22 protein-coding genes are annotated in these 18337 nt (G+C 63.8%); 12 read left to right on the forward strand and 10 right to left on the reverse strand.

Going from position 1 to position 18337, the window contains the following annotated elements; genetic code table 11:
• Window positions 1–84 precede the first annotated feature (84 nt).
• The 5 genes from ACT4ML_RS04575 to ACT4ML_RS04595 form a co-directional block, all read right to left on the reverse strand.
• Window positions 85–1269, reverse strand: coding sequence for a DUF5305 domain-containing protein (locus ACT4ML_RS04575; protein ID WP_444719790.1), 1185 nt, complete (start codon window positions 1267–1269; stop codon window positions 85–87).
• A gap of 140 nt (window positions 1270–1409) precedes the next feature.
• Window positions 1410–2591, reverse strand: a complete 1182-nt coding sequence (locus ACT4ML_RS04580) for a signal peptidase I (protein ID WP_444719791.1) — start codon at window positions 2589–2591, stop codon at window positions 1410–1412.
• A 304-nt stretch (window positions 2592–2895) separates the two neighbouring features.
• A complete protein-coding gene (locus ACT4ML_RS04585) occupies window positions 2896–4038 on the reverse strand; it encodes a CARDB domain-containing protein (protein WP_444719792.1) in 1143 nt (380 codons plus the stop codon).
• An 87-nt stretch (window positions 4039–4125) separates the two neighbouring features.
• Window positions 4126–4620 (reverse strand): hypothetical protein, encoded by a 495-nt coding sequence (locus tag ACT4ML_RS04590; protein ID WP_444719793.1) that lies wholly within the window; start codon window positions 4618–4620, stop codon window positions 4126–4128.
• Window positions 4617–5156: a hypothetical protein gene (locus tag ACT4ML_RS04595; protein ID WP_444719794.1), complete on the reverse strand. Its 540-nt coding sequence runs from the start codon at window positions 5154–5156 to the stop codon at window positions 4617–4619. The genes ACT4ML_RS04590 and ACT4ML_RS04595 overlap by 4 nt, the downstream gene beginning before the upstream one ends.
• Window positions 5157–5582: 426 nt before the next feature.
• Here ACT4ML_RS04595 and ACT4ML_RS04600 point away from each other — a divergent pair, with 426 nt between their 5' ends.
• The 6 genes from ACT4ML_RS04600 (at window position 5583) to ACT4ML_RS04625 (ending at window position 11351) form a co-directional block, all read left to right on the forward strand.
• Window positions 5583–6116, forward strand: a complete 534-nt coding sequence (locus tag ACT4ML_RS04600) for a DUF7344 domain-containing protein (protein ID WP_444719795.1) — start codon at window positions 5583–5585, stop codon at window positions 6114–6116.
• A gap of 31 nt (window positions 6117–6147) precedes the next feature.
• Window positions 6148–6696, forward strand: a complete 549-nt coding sequence (locus ACT4ML_RS04605) for a hypothetical protein (protein WP_444719796.1) — start codon at window positions 6148–6150, stop codon at window positions 6694–6696.
• A 189-nt stretch (window positions 6697–6885) separates the two neighbouring features.
• Window positions 6886–7998 carry a polymer-forming cytoskeletal protein gene (locus tag ACT4ML_RS04610; RefSeq protein WP_444719797.1) on the forward strand — a complete coding sequence of 371 codons (1113 nt, stop codon included), beginning with the start codon at window positions 6886–6888 and terminating at the stop codon, window positions 7996–7998.
• A gap of 272 nt (window positions 7999–8270) precedes the next feature.
• Window positions 8271–9161 (forward strand): hypothetical protein, encoded by an 891-nt coding sequence (locus tag ACT4ML_RS04615; protein ID WP_444719798.1) that lies wholly within the window; start codon window positions 8271–8273, stop codon window positions 9159–9161.
• A 56-nt stretch (window positions 9162–9217) separates the two neighbouring features.
• The gene (locus ACT4ML_RS04620; RefSeq protein WP_444719799.1) at window positions 9218–9535 is read left to right on the forward strand and encodes an EMC6-like membrane protein; all 318 of its coding nucleotides are present in this window, start codon (window positions 9218–9220) and stop codon (window positions 9533–9535) included.
• A 1-nt stretch (window position 9536) separates the two neighbouring features.
• On the forward strand, window positions 9537–11351 hold the full coding sequence (locus ACT4ML_RS04625) for a ribosome biogenesis/translation initiation ATPase RLI (protein WP_444719800.1): 1815 nt from the start codon (window positions 9537–9539) through the stop codon (window positions 11349–11351).
• Between the two features lie 67 nt (window positions 11352–11418).
• Here the strand turns inward: ACT4ML_RS04625 and ACT4ML_RS04630 are convergent, their stop codons facing one another.
• Entirely contained in the window at window positions 11419–11940 is a 522-nt protein-coding gene (locus tag ACT4ML_RS04630; RefSeq protein WP_006430375.1) for an archaemetzincin family Zn-dependent metalloprotease, read from the reverse strand.
• A 39-nt stretch (window positions 11941–11979) separates the two neighbouring features.
• Here ACT4ML_RS04630 and ACT4ML_RS04635 point away from each other — a divergent pair, with 39 nt between their 5' ends.
• The 3 genes from ACT4ML_RS04635 to ACT4ML_RS04645 all read left to right on the forward strand — a co-directional run bounded on the left by ACT4ML_RS04635 (window position 11980) and on the right by ACT4ML_RS04645 (window position 14024).
• A complete protein-coding gene (locus ACT4ML_RS04635) occupies window positions 11980–12384 on the forward strand; it encodes a UPF0146 family protein (RefSeq protein ID WP_444719801.1) in 405 nt (134 codons plus the stop codon).
• A gap of 88 nt (window positions 12385–12472) precedes the next feature.
• Window positions 12473–13102: a DUF3267 domain-containing protein gene (locus ACT4ML_RS04640; RefSeq protein ID WP_444719802.1), complete on the forward strand. Its 630-nt coding sequence runs from the start codon at window positions 12473–12475 to the stop codon at window positions 13100–13102.
• A 40-nt stretch (window positions 13103–13142) separates the two neighbouring features.
• On the forward strand, window positions 13143–14024 hold the full coding sequence (locus ACT4ML_RS04645) for a TIGR01548 family HAD-type hydrolase (RefSeq protein WP_444719803.1): 882 nt from the start codon (window positions 13143–13145) through the stop codon (window positions 14022–14024).
• A 72-nt stretch (window positions 14025–14096) separates the two neighbouring features.
• On the opposite strand, the gene ACT4ML_RS04650 is transcribed toward ACT4ML_RS04645, so the two are convergent.
• Window positions 14097–14540, reverse strand: coding sequence for a response regulator (locus ACT4ML_RS04650; protein ID WP_138243640.1), 444 nt, complete (start codon window positions 14538–14540; stop codon window positions 14097–14099).
• 87 nt (window positions 14541–14627) lie between these two features.
• Complete coding sequence (locus ACT4ML_RS04655) at window positions 14628–15188, reverse strand: Rieske (2Fe-2S) protein (RefSeq protein WP_444719804.1); 561 nt, start codon at window positions 15186–15188, stop codon at window positions 14628–14630.
• A gap of 109 nt (window positions 15189–15297) precedes the next feature.
• Here ACT4ML_RS04655 and ACT4ML_RS04660 point away from each other — a divergent pair, with 109 nt between their 5' ends.
• The 3 genes from ACT4ML_RS04660 to ACT4ML_RS04670 all read left to right on the forward strand — a co-directional run bounded on the left by ACT4ML_RS04660 (window position 15298) and on the right by ACT4ML_RS04670 (window position 17025).
• On the forward strand, window positions 15298–15534 hold the full coding sequence (locus ACT4ML_RS04660) for a hypothetical protein (protein WP_444719805.1): 237 nt from the start codon (window positions 15298–15300) through the stop codon (window positions 15532–15534).
• Between the two features lie 107 nt (window positions 15535–15641).
• Complete coding sequence (locus ACT4ML_RS04665) at window positions 15642–16064, forward strand: universal stress protein (protein WP_444719806.1); 423 nt, start codon at window positions 15642–15644, stop codon at window positions 16062–16064.
• Between the two features lie 136 nt (window positions 16065–16200).
• Entirely contained in the window at window positions 16201–17025 is an 825-nt protein-coding gene (locus ACT4ML_RS04670) for a GNAT family N-acetyltransferase (protein ID WP_444719807.1), read from the forward strand.
• A gap of 16 nt (window positions 17026–17041) precedes the next feature.
• Here ACT4ML_RS04670 and ACT4ML_RS04675 read toward each other — a convergent pair whose 3' ends face one another.
• Both ACT4ML_RS04675 and ACT4ML_RS04680 read right to left on the reverse strand, forming a co-directional pair.
• Window positions 17042–17485, reverse strand: a complete 444-nt coding sequence (locus ACT4ML_RS04675) for a DUF2391 family protein (protein WP_138243636.1) — start codon at window positions 17483–17485, stop codon at window positions 17042–17044.
• Between the two features lie 96 nt (window positions 17486–17581).
• Complete coding sequence (locus ACT4ML_RS04680) at window positions 17582–18322, reverse strand: hypothetical protein (RefSeq protein ID WP_444719808.1); 741 nt, start codon at window positions 18320–18322, stop codon at window positions 17582–17584.
• Between the last annotated feature and the right edge of the window lie 15 nt (window positions 18323–18337).

The raw sequence follows: 18337 nt of genomic DNA on the forward strand, positions 1-18337 counted from the left end.
TACCTGTGTGATTGGGGATCGAACAGGTAGCGACGGGAAGAACCGAACCGCCACTCCCACTGCTCGGCGCGTCGACGCGACGGGCTACAGTTGGTTCCAGACGTCCTCGTCGTCTTCGAACCCGTCCGCATCGTCGGGGGACGCGAACTCGTCGCTCGGGTCGAGTTCCGCGATTTCCTCGACCGACATCTCCCGATCGCCGTCGATGACGGCAGGCTGTTCCTCGAGATCCATCTCCGGCCACGCGGTCTCCTCCCAGAGGCCGCGGTCGCTGTAGTAGTAGACGACGCCGTCGTTGACGACCGCGAACAGCCCCCGCTGCTCGTCGTGGACGACGCGCTCGTTGGTGTCGATCGCGACGTCGACCACGTCCTCGAGGGTATCGAGCGAGACGTGGTAGTCGCCGATCCACATCGGGATCGAGCCCCGCGAGATCCACTCGGCGTACCGCTGTTCGTGGACCGCGCGGCGGGCGGCCTCGAGGTCCGTCGGCGACCGGCGGGCGACGATCGCCCCACCGGCGAGCGAGAGCGTCCCGAGCACCGAGAACCCACCGATGAGCGCCGGACTCCGGGACTCGGTCGTCCGCTCCGTGCCGCTCCGGTGGCTGTGGGCGGCCGAGTCCGACAGCGACCCCTCCAGCCAGTAGGCGTCGTCCGTGATCACCACCGGCGTCTCGGTCGTGAACGTGCCACGATGGTGGCCCGTGTCGTACTCGACGCGCAGTTCCATCGTGAGTTCGACCGAGCCGATACCGCTGACTTCCCGCTCGAGTTGGCGCTGTCGCTCGCGATAGGACTCCATATCGATCGTCGTCTCCGACGTGGCGACCCCGTTCTCGACCGACGGCGAGTCGCGGAGCAGTCGATGGGACTCGTTCCAGAACGAATCGCCGTCGCGGATCGCCTCGAATCGAAGCCGCAATTCGTGGGTGACGTCCCCATCCTCGACCGGGACGCCGCCGGTCTCGTTTCGCAGCGTCGTCTCCGGCTCGACCGTGAGCTCCGGCGAGGTGTTCAACACGTAGACCGAACTGTCCGTGAGGCGGTCGCCTTCGGTCCAGAGCGTGCCGTTCTCGGAGACCAGCGCGCTCGTCTGTGCGTCAGTCGCGACGCGTTCCTCGTCGAACTGGGGTGAGGTCGTCGTCTCCGGGTTCGCGACGGCCCACCCGGTCGCGACGATCGCGAGGGCACCGATAACGATCAGCGCGATAGCGATCGCCCGCCCCTGTTTGACGAGCAACAACTCGAGTCGCGGGTTGTCGATCATCCGTCGTCCCCCGATCCCCAGCCACTCCGTCCGAACGCGCCCGCTGGCCGACCCGTCCGTTTCCGAACTGGTCGGTCATCGGGATACTGCATGCGTAAATGAAAGAAATAGACCACTATAAGGATAGTGGCCCCGAGGAGCTACTCCCGATCCCGGAGCCACTTCCGGAGTTTCCGCTCGAGGCGGGTCGAGAGCGGGGCGTTCCCGCCGGTCGACCGGTATCGGATGTCGCCGCTGCCGAAGATCACGAGCACGACCGCGACGGCGATCCCGACGATGACGCCGTTGACCGCCGCGATGGCGGCGAGCGGGTGTAGAGTGTGAAGCCAGCCCAGCACTGACGGCGGTAACACGGCGAGATACCGGTACTCGCCGAGATGGCGCGTGTACTCGCCCGGCTCCTCGGGAGCCGACAGCGTCACCGTCGTTTCCCCGCTGTCCCGGATCCCGACCGTCTGCTGCGAGGGATCGGCACCGATCCCGCCGCTCTCCGCCTCGTGGACGACCACCACCGGCAGGTAGCCGGCGTTGTCGACGGTGCGAGCGAGTTCCGTCGTCCCACCGGGCGCGACGATCTGTGGGTCGTCGCCGGGGTTCTCGGTACTGACGAGTTCGTACTCGGTGGTGCCCGACGGGACGACCATCGCCGCGGTCGCGAACGTGACGAACACGAGTAACACGAGGCCGAGCGCGGCCCAGAACGCGATCACGTTCTCGCGGGACCGCGAGCGCGTCACCTCGCGCCGAGACGGCCCGAGTCGCTCGAGCAGCGTGCCGAATCCGAGCATGGCGACGCCGACCGCGACGAGCATGGAGCCGAGGCCGTTCGAGGACGCGGTCGTCGTCAACCCGAGTATCGGCGCGACCGTCCCGTAGGCCCGCTCCGCGAGTCCCTGCACACCCATGATCGCGCTCCCGAGGTACGGAACGGTCACGACGGTGCCGTGTACCTGCAAGACCTCGGCGACGATCTGGCCCTCGGTGACGTGAGGTTCGCCGCCGTCCTGATCGGTAAACGGGTTCGCGTCACCCTTCGTGACGTACCCCTCCTCCGTCTCGCCGACGACGCGGTGGGTCGTCAGCCCGCCGTCGTGGAGGTCTCTGGCCTGATAGACGACCACGTCGCCCTCCTCGACGTCGCCCGCGGCGATGCTGGGAATCGCGACGAACCCGTCGCCGGCGTCCATCGTCGGCTCCATGCTGCCGGTCGCGACGTAGCCGAGCAGGATCGGCTGCCCGAGGAGTTGGCCGACCAGCAGGAGGACGACGACCAGCGCGATCGCGAGCCCGAGTCCCCGCTTAGCGAGCGTGGCGGCGGTCATCGAGTAGTGACGAGGATATTCATAGTTGGGTGACGGTTCGACCTGAGTATATCTCTGCTGCAGTATAAAGCCCGCGAGAGTGACGACGGCAGAGCAACGTCGCGAAGTCGCGACCCAGAGGGAGAACGGAAACGCTCGTCCCGAGACCACACTGGAGAAACGGTCTGAGATGGGATGCGGGCGAGCGCCGTTTCACTTACCCACCGCAGTAGCGCGCGCGAGGGAGAAACAGCCCCCTCGTCGGGTCGGTCATACTCGCCATCTCAGCGGTCAACACAGAGTCGTAGCGAGTCGGGGCCGGACGTTACTGAACGAACGCCCACCGACGGTTCGCAGCCATCGCGAGGAACAACAGCCCCGCCGTCGCCGGTGGCGCGATCGCCGCCGTCGTCGCCGCCGAGAGCTCCCGGTTCCGGATCGAGAACGTCCCCGGCTCGGAGACAGTAACCGTCCCCGCACCGACGCCGCTGACTCCGATTTCGTACGTCCCTACCTCGTCGAACTGCCGTTCGAAGACGACCGTCCGCTCGCCGTTCGCCGGAATCGTGACGGCCCGGCTATCGACGACGGTCCCGTCGACCGCGACCTCGAGCGTGCGATCGGCCGCCCTGTCGGTCGGGTTCCTGACCGTCGCCCGAACCGCGGTCGACTCGCCGGCCGTGAGTTCCGCGTCGTCGATGGTCGCGTCGACGACGTCGATCGGCGGCCCCTCGACGGTCACCGATTCGGAGCCGACGCCCGCGATCCCGACGTCGTACGCCCCGGGCCAGTCCATCCGCCGCTCGAAACTGACCGTCGCCGTCTCTCCCGGCTCGAGGTCGATCGACCGCTGGTCGACGACGGTCCCATCGACGGTCAGACGCGGCGTTACCGTCTCGGTCTCGCCGAAGTTCCGGTACGTCGCGTTCACCGTCGTTGTTGCGCCGGTCTCGAGCGAATGCGGGTCGACCGAGAGGGACTCGACGGTGACTCCACCCGGAGGCGAGGAGGTGACATCGTTCCGGTTCTCGGTCTCGTCTTCGGAGATAGCGTGCACGGTGAACGTTTTCGTACCCGTGGGTGCGATATGGGTATTAATCGACACTCCCACGGTGACGGTTTCACCGGGTGCGGGCTCGAGTCTCGACTCGTCGGTGATCGGAGAACCTCCGGTATAGAAGGTCACACCGTCGACATCGTGATCGATCCAAATCGCTTCGATGTCGTCGGCGTCCTCCCCGACTCGAATCGTGAACACGTCTTCGATAGTTGTCATCGCATCGCCGTACACGCCGATGTCGAGCGTGAGGTTGCCGTTTTCGATCGTCGCGTATCGTTCGTCAACCGGCTCGAAAACGACATCGTCGCTCGCCGAATCTTCGCCTATCGCAAGCGCCATAGTCGGGGCTGCAAATGCGAAGAGAAAGCAAAGCGCGGCTGCAGCGAACAGCGTCCGTGCTGAGACCATATTGGTGTACTGTCGACGCGGATTTCGGTAGTCCGGCTCGTACCGATATCGACCGTTGAGACGGTCAGTGCGGTTGACTACAAGCGGCTACTGTTCCGTTATCTCTAACGTGACCGTCTCGTCTTTGATGCTCGAGTCAGACGTAGTGATTTCCAGACCGGCCGTTGTAGTTTCCCCTTCCGCTAAGACGATCGGTTCAGTAACATTGGTGAACGCGATGCTCGCGTCCCCGGATAGATTATCGTCAGCCATACTCACTTCGTAGGTTGTCCCGCTCTCGCCGTTGTGTGCGAAGTCGATCGCTTTGTCGATAATGATCGTCGCGTTCTGATGTGCACCGCTACCGCCGAAATCGTCCGCGTTCCACTGGATCATGATCTGGCCAGTGTCGCCGTCGACGGTCACGAGATCAGTGTTAGTATTCGGCGTAACACTGACGAAGGCGTTTTGATCGTCGGCAACGTCGACAGTGATCGTACGGTCTGCCTCAACTTGGCTGAACGCTCCGGTACCGAAGGCGACTCCTCCACCCGCAACGACCGTTCCCAGTCCGAATATCACGTTCCGTCTGTTCAGTCTCATGCCGACCCACCACTGCTATCGTCTGCCGTGATTGCAACGGTGGACGGGAGGGCGGTATCCGCTGTGGTAGTGTCAGACGAACCTTCGAGGTTGAACACGACATCGAGCGTGACACTGCCACCGTTTCCATTTATATCGGTGAGATCGCCGTCATTGTATTCGAAATACATCCCGTCTCCTTCTCCCGAAGCGTTCATCGTCGTGATCGAATTGCCATCCCCGTCGTCGATGGAAAGGGAAATCGTGTCGCCCTGATTTTCCCTGTTGTTCGTGATCTCGAAGCCGCCATCGAAGCGGGTGATTGCACCGATATTGAGGTCTTGAAGATCGAACTGGATCATTTCGCCGTTGTCCCCTTCCGACCCTTCGAGCAGACTACTGGTGATATTGAACGCGACCAGCGCATCTGCGTCGCCCGAGGTCGTGACGCTAACCGTTCGGTTCGCTTCCACGCTACTGAATGCCCCCGTACCGAGAGCGGCTCCGCCACCTGCGACGATCGTCCCCAATCCGACTAACACGTTGCGTCGATTCATTCTCATGATATATGGTCTCCGTACAACCGCGCCGGCAGTCGGCGGTGTCGCCGACGGCCCGGAACGCGGTCCTTACTCAGCCCCACGAACGCTACCCCCTTTGTATTGAGTGACCAGAACGTCCGAACGGTCGGCCATACCGAGGTTCAAGCCGCCCTTGATCGGTATTTCGGGCCTCTGTCGTGTGTGTCAGACTCACGTCAATCCCCCGCAACCTGCGGAAACGAACCGCGGGTCAACGAATCACATCTATCGAACAGAGGGGTTCGATGGACATGCGTCTCGAGGCAAACGAGAACTCGAGTCCGATGACAACGGGTGCGGTTTCTCAACGTCGAATAGAACCGTTGCGTGCCACCCATCCCCAAAATACGGCGATAAGAGTTATATATCAACAGAAAACAGTATCAAGCCAATAGGGGATCGATGGGGACGAGAACAGGGGGACCGGATCGCGGGGAGATTTTCGACCTGTTGAGTAACCACCGACGGCGATATGCGATTCACTACTGCAAACAAGAGGACGGTCCCGTCGAACTCGGGACGCTTGCAGAACACGTCGCAGCGTGGGAACTCGACAAAGAGGTCGAGGGAGTGACCTCGACGGAACGAAAGCGGGTCTACACGTCGTTACAGCAGACCCATCTGCCCACGCTCGAGCGGGCCAACGTGATCGAATTCGACGACCGAACGATCGAGCTCACCGACGGGGCGGCCGGACTGGATGTCTATCTCGACGTCGTCCCCGAGGACTCGATTCCGTGGGCGACCTACTATCTGGGGTTAGCCGCGCTCGGATCGACCGTCTTGATCGGCGTGTGGCTCGGGGTAGTGCCGACCGACCCGATATCCGAACTCGGGTGGGCAACAGCGGTCTTCGTCCTGTTTGCAGTCTCTGCGGTCGTCCACGTGATACAGAACCAGCGGATGCAACTGGGGAACATGGAGAAGCCGCCGTAACGAGCACTCACAAACCAGTCTCTCACCAGTTATGCGCCTAATTACGCTTCTCGGTTTCGTACTGCTCGCTCTCGGGACGGTTCTCGTTATCAGTTCGATCGGTGCGTTCGACTCGACGGCCGCCGACAGAAGCGCCGGAATTGAGACGGCGACCGATGAGAATGCGTACCTCGGCATCGTCTACGACGACCAACTCGTCGAACGAACACTCGAGTTAGAAAGCAACAACGCCGATGGCGGCGGCGGTTGCATTTTCTACAGTTGTAACGAGTACGAATACGATGATCGAGAACTAGTGGTTTTTGAAGATAACGTACCTGAAGGGGAACTGTCGACTGTCGATGGCGAAGCAACCATCGACGACAGTAATCTTACCGGAGGGGATGAACTCCGCGTCGAATACGATCAGGGAATCGCTGTCGTACGCGGCGATTTCAGATGCCCCGTCGACCCAGTGCTCCTCGGTTCCGGTGAGCAGAGAGACCCCACGACAACGGCAACGATATCACTCGAGGCCAGCGACGGCAATGCCACGGTCGAACTCGAGCGCGACGTAGAGATCGACTGCGTTCAGGAGTGAGTCCACAACCGCATCGGAGACTCGAAGATCACGACCTTATCAACGGATATCGGGAATCATTATCGAGACTGTGACAATCACTTTCAGAAACTGTTTTGTCAATGCACGTCCTATAGCGACAGTAGATCTGCTGGAAACGTAGACCAGCAACGTGGCCGTCTTCTCGGCCGTCCATCATAAGGGACCACCGTGTCCGGAAATATCGTTACCGTCTTCGGAGCCTTATTCATCGTCGCCGGAGCGGTGCTACTTGCCGGTCCCGTCTACGGGTTCACGTCCCTGGCTGCCGACCGCGGCGTCAGCATGGAGACGGCGTCCGGCGAGAACGCGTATATCGGCGTCGTCCCGAGCGACAGCGCGATCGACGGGCCAAACGACGAGTCTGAAGTCGCTGCCATCACGAACAACCTCGAGTCGGATATCACCGCTCTCGAGGTCGACATCGCGTTCTCGAGCGGCGGGGGCGACCTCGAGGCGACCGTTCCCGAGACGCTCGGACGGAACGCCACCGGGTCAGTTCTCGTCGCGTGTAGTAGCCGAGGCGGTCCGCGGGGGCCTGAGACGACGACCGTAACCGTCACCGTCGAAGAAGCGATCGCCGACGGAGTGACGGTGACGGGAATCACCGTAGAGAGCGAGCTCACCTACGAATGTAATCCCGGTGGATCCGGGCCTCCGGGCGGCAATCCCGGCGGACCGGGTAACGGCGGATCGACCGTCGGCGGCGGTGAAGTCAGAAACGGTGATGTCAGCAGTGATGGAGACGTCACCTCGGGGTGGGACTCCGAGATCACCGGCGACGTCGACACGGGCGGTGATGCCTCGATGGGAGACTCGAGTACCGTCGGTGGCAATATCGATGCGGACGGGACCGTGACTACGGGCTGGGACTCCGAGGTCAGCGAGGACGTGAGGGCTGGCGGTGACGTCTCGACGGGGTCCTCGAGTCGGGTCGGCGGTGATATCGACGCAGATGGATCCGTGACTACCGGCTGGGACGCCGAGGTCGGCGGCGACATAACGGCCGGCGGTGACGTGACGATCAGCGACTCGAGTACGGTCGGCGGCAAAATTACCGCGGACGGAAACGTCGAAACCGGTTGGAACTCCGAGGTCGGAGACGACATCACTGCGGGCGGCGACGTCGTCATCGGTGGGGACAGTACGATCCGCGGCGACATTAACGCCGACGGCGACGTGGTGGTCAAATGGGGTGCGGTCGTCGAAGGGGATATCGATGCCGGCGGCAGTACGACGATCAGCGACGGTGCAGATGTGACGGGTGATGTCGAGTCAAACTGATGTCGTTGTGCTCGTTCTCAACGGTGTAACCTATACGGCGGCGACCGGTTGTACGAGTCGTGCGACGGCTGTGCGTGACCGGACGCTTCTGTGCGATTGATTCGTCGAACGGTCATTCGAGCGGTTGCGACGGGGACTAAACGATCGTGAACGTCGTGAACGGTCTGGAAGGTAGAGCGTGTTTTTATCGGAGCATTCGAAAGAGCTGATAAGCGGCTGCGGGCAGTGACGTGGGGTGTTTCCCGGGGCCGGGGATTCGAGGGGGTAAACGAATGCGTCTGCAATCGATCAAACACATCGGGGTCGCAGTCACTATCATCGGCACGCTGTTAGTGATCGGACCGTCGGCCGGCTTCAGTTCCCTCGAAGCCGACCGCGGGATCGGCGTTCAGACAGCCGCGGACCCGGACGCATACCTCGGAATCGAAAGCGAGGGCGACGTGACCGGAACCGAGTTGCGAGGGAACAGCGATCCACTGACCGTCGGAACGCTCACTAACAACGTCAGCGAGACGCTCGAGGTGCGAGACGTGAGTGTCGCTTCGATCGGTGACGACAGTGTCGACGATACGATCGTGGCCGTCGCATCGCCGGACGCCGGTGACACGATCGAAACCGGTAGTTCGAGCGGTGTCACGGTCGAATGTGCCGACGATCAGAGCGTGGGCGAGCGCGAGGTCACGTTTCGAGTCGATCGCGTCGAGGGAGAAAGCATCAGTATCGCTGGTCCGAGGTTCAACACGACCGTCGATATCCAATGTGGAAAGGGGAAGTTCAGCGGATCGGCCGGGCTCACGGTGAGCGATGTAGCGACTGACAGCACGACGCAAAACGTTTCGTTCGATGTCTCGTCACTCGGTAACAAGGACCAAGCAACCGTCAACGTCTCTCAGCCACAGGGCAGCGGTGGTGTGGACTACTCGTCGGTCACTACCGAAGACGTGACCGTCCAAACACAACACAGTGGAGAACTGACGTTCGATCCCGACTCGTCACAGCTCACGTACAGTTCCCAAGGCAATGGGGGACAGGGGAACTCGGAAAGCGAAATCACGGTCAGAATAGAGAACATCGATGTGACCGGCAGTTCGGGCGAGTCCTATCAAGTGGACTACTCGGATACGACGGGGCGCGAGGCTGGGGACTTCTTCGATATTACGTAACAGATCTCAGGGTTCAATGCGAACGCCTTTTTAGCGCCGCCCTCGCAGTTCTTTCCATGTCGACCGAATCGATCAGCGACCGGCGAAAGCACATTCGCTCGGTCAGCGTGACGGCCTTGTCGGCGCTGCTGGGCGTCGGTGCGGCGCTGGCGTCTGCGACCTGGGTCGGACTGTCCGACGCGGCGGCCCAGAACACGCAGGCGCTCGCGTTCGTCCTCGGCGCGATTTTCGTCCAGTACGTCCTCATCAACGCCTCGGGGATCTACGGCGACGACGAGTTCGGGGCGAAACACTACCTGTTCATCGCGTTCATGACCTTCGCGCTCTGGTTCGTGACGTGGGGTATCCTGCTCACCGCGGAGGCCTCGGGGTAACATGGCCGACGACAGCATCGCCGTCGTAGACTTAGACCGGTGCCAGCCGGATCGGTGTAGCTACGAGTGCAAGAACTACTGCCCGCCAAATCGTACGGGCAAGGAGTGTATCACCCTCCGCGGCGAGGAGGCCGCGGAGGGCCAGCCCGAGCAGATCCACATCTCCGAGGAGATTTGTCTGGGCGAGAGCTGTGGTATCTGCGTCGAGAAGTGTCCCTTCGACGCCATCGAGATCATCAACCTGCCCCAGGAACTCCAAGACGAGCCGGTCCACCGCTACGGCGAGAACGCCTTCTCGCTGTACGGCCTCCCCGCGCCACAGGAGGGACAGGTCACCGGAATTCTCGGACCGAACGGGATCGGGAAGACGACCGCCGTGCGCATCCTCGCGGGCGAACTCGAGCCGAACCTCGGCCGCCACGAGGAGTCGCCGGGCTGGGACGAGGTGCTCGAGGCCTATCGCGGGACCGAACTCCAGGATTACATCGCCGACGTACGAGACGGCGACATCACCATCGCACAGAAGCCCCAATACGTCGACCAGATTCCGAACCAGTTCGACGGGAACACCCGCCAGTTGCTCGAGCGGACCGACGAACGCGGTGCGTTAGACGAGTTAGTCGAGCGGCTCTCGATCGGCCCCGTCATGGACCAGTCGATCGACGACCTCTCGGGCGGGGAACTCCAGCGGGTCGCCATCGCGGCAACGCTCGCTCGGGACACGGACTTCTACTTCCTCGACGAGGTCACGCCGTATCTGGATATCGGCCAGCGCGTGACCGCGGCGCGGCTGATCCGCGAACTCGCCGAGGAGGAAGACAAGTCGGTCCTCGTCGTCGAACACGACCTCGCGATCCTCGACCTGCTCGCGGACACGCTCCACGTCGCCTACGGTGAGCCGGGTGCCTACGGTGTCATCACCTCGCCCAAGTCCGTCCGCAACGGGATCAACGAGTACCTCTCGGGCTACCTCGACAACGAGAACATGCGGATCCGGCCGAACCCGATCGAGTTCGAGGAACACGCCCCGCGGGCCGCCAGCAAGGCCGATGCACTCGTGGAGTACCCTGACCTCACCAAGAGCTACGGCGACGGCGAGTTCAGCCTCGAGGTCGAGGGCGGGACGATCCGCGAGAACGAGGTGCTGGGGATCGTCGGCCCGAACGGAATCGGGAAGTCGACGTTCGCGAAACTGCTCACCGGGAATCTCACGCCCGACGAGGGCGACGCCGATCTGGACCTCGATATTTCGTACAAACCGCAGTACGTCACCATCGACCAGCACATGCGGGTCGACGCCTTCCTCTCGTCGATCACCGATCAGTTCGGCTCCTCGTACTGGAACACCGAAATCGCCCAGCCGCTCCAACTCGAGCGGATCATGGAGCAGAACCTCTCGGATCTCTCCGGCGGGGAGCGCCAGCGGGTCGCCATCGCGGCCTGTCTCTCCGACTCGGCGGACCTCTACCTGCTCGACGAGCCGTCGGCCCACCTCGACGTCGAACAGCGGGTCCAGGCCACGAAGGCGATCCGACGCTACGCCGAACAGCAGGACGCCACCGTGATGGTCATCGACCACGACATCTACATGATGGACCTGCTCGCGGACCGGCTGATGGTCTTCGACGGCGAGCCCGCCGTGCAGGGTCGCGCCGGCCAACCCCAGCCCATGCGCGACGGCATGAACGAGTTCCTCGCGAACTTGGACGTGACCTTCCGCCGGGACGAGCGCACCTCCCGGCCGCGGATCAACAAGCCCGAGTCACAGCTGGATCGCCAGCAGAAAAGCGACGGCGAGTACTACTACGCGCCGTAAGTCGCCGACTCGAGTCCTTCGCGGATCGGTCCTATCTTCGGTATTGATCCGAAACGAAAAACGGAACTCAGCTAATCAGCCGTTGACAGCTGCCACAGAGGTTCTCTTCTTTGATGTCGACTTCGCGGACGGTCGGCGAGAAGTTCATGACACAGCGGTTGTTGTCGCAGTGCTCGAGGCCGTAGGTGTGGCCGATCTCGTGGACGATTTCCTTGCGGACGCGGTCCTCGAAGATGTCGGCGGCGCTCTGGTTCGAGAAGCCGCCGTCGCTCGAGGTCTGCAGTCGATACGTGGAGACGACGCTACCGCTGCCGTCGAGATAGGCGAGCCCGAAGACGTAGTTGCGGCGGCGGTAGAAGAGATCGTGAGGGGTGATGGCGATGTTTTTCTGCCCGCGGCCGACCCGCTCGGCGAGCTGGATGAACGTCTCCGCTGAGTACTGGTTCCGATCGGAGTCGTAGGCTCCGTTGGGGACCGACTGCGAGTCGTTGATCGACACGTCGCAGTCGTAAACCGATCGCAACGCGGTAGAGGCCGCCCGCTTGACCGCTGCGGGGACGTTGCCGACCGGCACGATATCGACGAGCATAGCAAGGGCTATGGCCGCGGGTGGCATAAACGTCCCGCCGTGGCCCACTCTCGCCGGAATCTCGATGCAATAATCGATTACGTTGACGAGTACGAACAGGTAGTCGAGATCGGGATCGGCCGGCGGACCGAGGTGGCTCGAGAGCTCGCGAAACGCGGCGTTTCCGTCACTGCGACGGACATCCACGATCGCGACGTACCAGCGGGTGTGAGATTCGTCCGCGACGATATCGTCGACCCCGACCCGTCGGTCTACGCCGACGCGGACGCGGTGTACGCGCGGAACCTTCCGCCGGAACTCCACCGGCCGGCGCTCGAGGCGGCGCGAGAGGCCGACACCGACTTCCTGTTCACGACGCTGGGCGGCGATCAGCCCGCGGTGCCGGTCGAACGGGTGACGATCGAGACGGGGACGCTGTACGTGGCTCGCACGCTTTCGGAGTAAGTCATCGAGGCGCGCCGAGACGGTCTCACCGAGAGCTGCGAGACGTTCGCGCGAATGAATTATTTCCGTTCGAATCCTTCCAGCGAACGTGAACGCCGATCTACTCGCGTCTCCCATCGGGCTCGTGGCTGCCGCCATCGCGCTCACCGTGGTACTTGTCGGCATCAGCACGCTCTTCTGGGGTCTGTTCCGTCTCTTTACCGTCCCCGGCGTCGTCGTCCACGAGTTCGCCCACAAGCAGGCCTGCGACCTCGTCGGCGTTCCCGTCCTCGAGGTCGCGTACTTCCGGGTCGGGAATCCGCCGGGGTACGTCCGCCACGGCCACCCCGAGCGGTATCGGGAGTCGTTCGTCGTCAGCGTCGCGCCGTTTCTGGTCAACACCCTCGCCGCGTTTGCCGCCTTTCTCGGCCTCGCCGTGCTCCTCGAGACGACGGGCGAGTTACGAACGGCATCTCTCGGGACGGTCGCCGCGGCGGTCGCACTCGGCTGGCTCGGCCTCTCGATCGGCATGCACGCGTTTCCGAGCACCGGCGACGCGAATACGCTCTGGAACCGCTCGCGGGCGGAGTGGCGGCGGTCGCCCCGCGTTCTGCTCGGCGTTCCGTTCGTCGCCGTGATCTACGTGGCGAACCTGCTGTCGTGGCTGTGGGCGGACCTCCTCTACGCGGCCGGCCTGTTCGTCGTGGCGGCGTGGGTCGTGGGGCTCGGCCCGGTCTGAAATCGGAGTTATTTATCCCCGCCGGCCCGTTCGAGGGAGTATGAACGCAGACGCCGTCATCCTCGACATCGACGGGGTGCTCGTCGACGTTGCCGACTCCTACCGTCGGGCGATCGTCGAGTCCGTCGAGGCGGTCTACGATCGGACGATCCGCAAGGACGACATCCAGCAGTTCAAAGACGCCGGCGGGTTCAACAACGACTGGGAACTGACCCACGCTGCCGCACTCTACGTCCTCGCGACCGAGGAGGGGTATGGCGAGTCGCTGTCGGACTTTACCGACGCGATCGCTACGAACGGCGGCGGCCTCGAGGCGGCCGAAACCGTCGTCCGCGAGGCGATCGGCGCGCGGGCAACCCAGCGCGTGACGAATCGGTGGGACCGCGAGCGGCTCCGCGACGTCTTCCAGCAACTGTACCTCGGCGACGAACTCTACCGGGGACTCGAGGGCGGCGAGCCCGACCTCGAGCGCGAGACGCCAGGATTCATCCACGACGAGCCGGTGTTGCTCGAGCCCGAAGCCCGGGACCGGCTGCTCGAGGGCTACGACGTGGGCGTCCTGACCGGCCGCCCGGCAGCCGAGGCCGAGATCGCCTTGGATCGGGTGGGACTCGACGACGCGATCCCGCTCGACCATCGCTTCACGATGGACGACTGGGAGGAGGGCAAACCCCACCCGCGCGCGCTGACAACGCTCGCGGAGCGGTTCGACGCTGCGTCCGTCGTCTTCGTCGGCGACACGTTAGACGATATTCGGACGGCGGTCAACGCCAGCGAGGCCGACCCCGATCGCGAGTACCGCGGGATCGGCGTCCTCACCGGCGGGCTGACCGGCGCGGAGGGGCGGCGGAAATACGAGACCGAGGGCGCGGCGGCGGTCCTCGAGTCGATCAACGAATTGCCCGACTGGCTCGAGTCGTAGGGACGGTCGGAACGGGTCGGTTTTTGAGCGGGCAACCTCGGGCGAAAGGGAGCGAGGTCGGCTCCGTCGGGGCTACTCGCCGGGGAGTCGGACGAAGGTTAGCCAGAAGTTTTCGAACGAGCGGCCGAGTTCGATGAACTCGTCCGGTTCGACCGGTTTCTGGACGTACGCGTTCGCGTGGAGGTCGTAGGAGCGGGCGATGTCCTCTTCGGTCGCCGAACTCGTCATCACGATCACGGGGATCGAGCGCAGCGCCTCTGCGGATTTGAGTTCGGAGAGCACGTCCGCGCCGTCCACGTCGGGGAGTTGGAAGTCGAGCAGGATCATGTCCGGTCGGGGGCTGTCCACGTGCTCGCCGCGCTGGTGGACGAAGTCGAGCGCCGCCTCGCCCCCGGTGACGGTGTGGATCCGGCTCGCGATGTTGGCGTCCTCGAACGATTCGGAGAACAGGCGCGCGTCACCGGGGTTAGGTTCGACCAACAGAACGGTAATCGCGTCCTCGATCGGTGGAGACATACTGTTGTTTGGATCGAGTCGCAAAAGAAGTGCACGGTTCGCTCGGTGAAACGTACGCAACCGTGAACTTCACCCGTCGCGGTGATCTCACGCCCGCCGGTCGTCCAATCGGCGACAGGAATCGAACCGGTCGTCGGTCAGGTAGACGGCCCCGTCGCGAACGGCGACCGCGACGGTCTCGAGGGCGTCGCCGCGACACGGGCCGGCCGTACAGACGCCGTCGTCGCACTCGAAGCGCGCGCCGTGTTCGTGACATACCAGTTGATCGTCGCGGACGATCGCGCCGGTTCCGGGATCGAGTCGGACCTCAGGCTTGTGCGGACAGGAGTTGCGCCACGCGGACACATCGCTTCCGTCCCGCCGGAGGATCAGTTCCGTCCCGCGGCGGTCGCACCGGGCCTCACACCGGAGCGTTCCGTTCGTCGGAACGTCGGCGAGCGGCACGATGCGGCGGGGGTCATCGTTCTTCCCATCGGCGTCGGCGGACCGGTCGTCTGCGCGATCGTCGCTCGAGTCCCCCTCCCTGTCTCCGTCGACGCTGAACCGAAACGTGGCGTCGCCGGTCGAAACGTCGCCCTCGTCGCCGTAGACGCGAACGGACGTCGAGTCGTCGGTCCCCTCGAGCGTTACCCGGACGGGATCGGTCATACACCCTCTTTTCGGCCAGCCTAAAAATACGTTCCGGACCCGGGGGGGGGAGAATACAGTCCGCGAAAACGCGCGGTATCCCTATAGGGAAGTCGAGCGAAGGGCAGGTATGGACGACGCCGAAGTCACCGTCGACGTGGAGGTCGAAGTCGAAGTGGACACCACCGAACTCGAGATGGAAGTCGGGGACGAACGCGAGTTCGAGGGCGAACTCGAGGCCGGCGGGCTGACGATCGAAGTCGAAGCCGAGGTCGAGGTCGAGGGCGAGGACGAGGGCGAAGCGGACGAGGAATCGACCGGCGGAGCCGCCGACGAGGAGGAAGACGAGGAAACCGAAGCGGACTGAACTGACCGCGGAGACGCGAACGCGGCGGGTACACTCGCTCGCGGAGCCACCGTCGAGCAGCGGGAATCGGAGTCGATTTTATAACCCGGCCATGCGAACTGTTGTCCATGTATCGCGTCTTGATACCCGTCGATACCAACGAGGACCGTGCGCTGGCACAGGCCGACTACGTCGCGTCGCTGCCCGACGCCGCACAAGCGGTCGAGGCCTACCTCCTGTTCGTCTTCACCGAGGACAGCGACGACCTCCCACAGGAGTTCGAGAAGTTCAAATCGGCCTCGCGGATCGGCTCCGTTCGCCGCGCACAGGAGGCCCTCGAGGACGCCGACATCGAAGTGACAGTCCTCGAGGACAGCGGCGACACGGAAGACGATATCCTCGAGGCGGCCGAGGACTACGACGTCGACTCGATCGTCCTCGGCGGCCGGAAGCGCTCGCCGGTCGGGAAGGCGATCTTCGGCAGCACGACGCAGGGAATTATCCTCAGTTCGGACCGCCCGGTGGTCGTCACCGGCAGCGGCGACGCGTAACTCCCGCTCGAGCGGTCCGGTTCACGCGGGGTCGAGGCGAGGCGGCGGCCGGCAGGCCGACGGGGTTGGCTCCCCAAATAAGTCCGCCTGTCCCCGCCTGCAGCCATCTTATCCGGGACGATACCGAGTATCCGATATGGAGATTCGGGAACCGGAGCCGGACGAAGCCGAGCGGATTCGGGAAGTCATAGACAGTTCGATGACGACGTCGTTCAGGCTCAGTCCGGGACAGATCGACGGGATGACCGACGATCAGTTCGGCGACGACGCCGTGGCCGACAAGATCGACGACGAGGGCACGCTGCTCCACGTCGTCGAGACCGGCGATGAGATCGAGGGCACGGTCATCGCCGGGTTCGTCGAAGGCCGACTCGAGGACGAGTGGGGCGAAGTGAACTGGCTCTTCGTCGATCCCGAACATCGAGGGAAGGGGATCGGGACGGAGCTCTACGAGACCGCGAGCGAGACGCTCCGCGATCGGGGGGCCGAGCACGTCTGCGCCACCGTCCTCGAGGCGAACACCGAGGGCCACCAGTTCGTCGAGCGCTTCGGCCTCGAGCACAACGGGGACCGGCGCATCGAGGTCGCCGGTGAGTCCCTCGTGAAGTACGTGTACGCGGACGCGGACGTCGACGTGGCCCTCCCGACGGAATCGCGAGCGGACGGCGAGGACGCACAGACCGACGAGTTCCCCGAGACGGAGACGGTCGACGGAACCCTGACGGCGACCGACGGCGACGAGACGCTCTATATCGCTCGCGAGGAGGAAGAATCCGGCACCGCGGCGTCGTTTTTCGTCACCTACGAGGACGAAGACCGCACGGAACAGTACGGGTATTACTGTGCGAACTGCGGCTCGCTCGACGTCTCGATGGACAACATGGAACGGCTGGAGTGCAGTGATTGCGGCAACGCACACGCGGAGCGATCCAAGGAGTCGTACGACGACTCGCACCTCTGAGACCGGACGACCGGCGTTACTTCGAGAAGATGCTGTCGGCCGTCGCCGCGCCGACGACGCTGAACACCGAGCCGACGCTCACGGCCTTGATCGTCGTCTTCACGGCGACGCTGGTCGTCTCGTCCCCGAGGAAGGTATCGGGTGCGTCGAGTAACAGCGCGAGCAGCGCTACCGCGCCGAACGAGACGATCATCAGCGAGATGAACCGAAGCGGGACGCCGACGACCTCCTGTTCGTCGTCCGGGTCGCGAGTCGTATCGGCCGTGTACAGTGCCCCGTAGCCGATGCCGAACACCACGATCACCGTTCCGATCGCCTGAAAGAGGTTCATGCTCTTCGCGAGGTCCCAGACCTCCTCGGTAACCACGAAGGGGCCGGCGAGCAGGAACCCGCCGACGATCTGCTGTGCCGAGTCCGCGAGCCGGAAATCGCGCGGCCGGCGCGGCCGTCGAAGTTTCATAGCGGAGGATTACGGCGAGATGGTAAAACGCTCCCGTTTGGGGTTCGGGACCGACCGCAGTCGGCCGCGTCTGCTGGGTGCGACGATCGGCCGAACTCAAACGAAGAGCAACAGGACGGCATAGCCCGCCGCACCGCCCGCGAACGCCCAGAACCGGCTCTCGCGGTCGGACGGCAGTTCTTCCTTGATCACGTTGAGAACGATGCCGCCGGCCAGAAACGGCACGAACACCGCGAGGAGGAGTTCGGTCTCCTCGAGGACGTAGCCGGCTCCGAATCCGGCGATCACCGCCGCCGACAGCACCCACCGACCGCGGCGGTGGTACGTCGCGCCGTGATGGGTCCGGAGGCCGTCGTCCGTAACCAGAAAGTGCAGCGCCATCGCGACGGAAAACAGGAACAGACTACCGAGTTCGCGATCCCACAGGAGATAGCCGACGATACCGTTGTAGGCGGCGAACGAGCCGACGTGGACCCAGAACAGCCTCGCTCCGGTAGTCTCGTCCTCTCGTCTCCGGTCGTCGGTGGTCAGACGAGCGAGTTGCTCGAGGCCGTAGAACACGACGAACCCGAGGAGGGCGATCAGATAGCCGTGGTGTTCGGCGACGCCGGTCGCCGGTCCGCGTTCCGCGAGCGTCGCCGCGGCCTCCCGGACCTCGGGCAGGAGGTGGACGAACACGTACGCGACCGAGACGCCGCCGGCGATCGACAGCCATCGGCTCCGGGGAATTCGGCCGCCGACGCCAAGCCGACCGGCGAGGAGGTGAACGGCGGCGAGAGCGATCGCGGCCGCGATCGTGAGCGCCGTCTCCGACCGCAGCGGACCGCTCGAGAGCATCGACAGGGACGACGA

It is taken from the genome of Natrinema sp. LN54 (assembly GCF_052439245.1).
GTDB classification, from domain to species: Archaea; Halobacteriota; Halobacteria; order Halobacteriales; family Natrialbaceae; genus Natrinema; species Natrinema versiforme_A.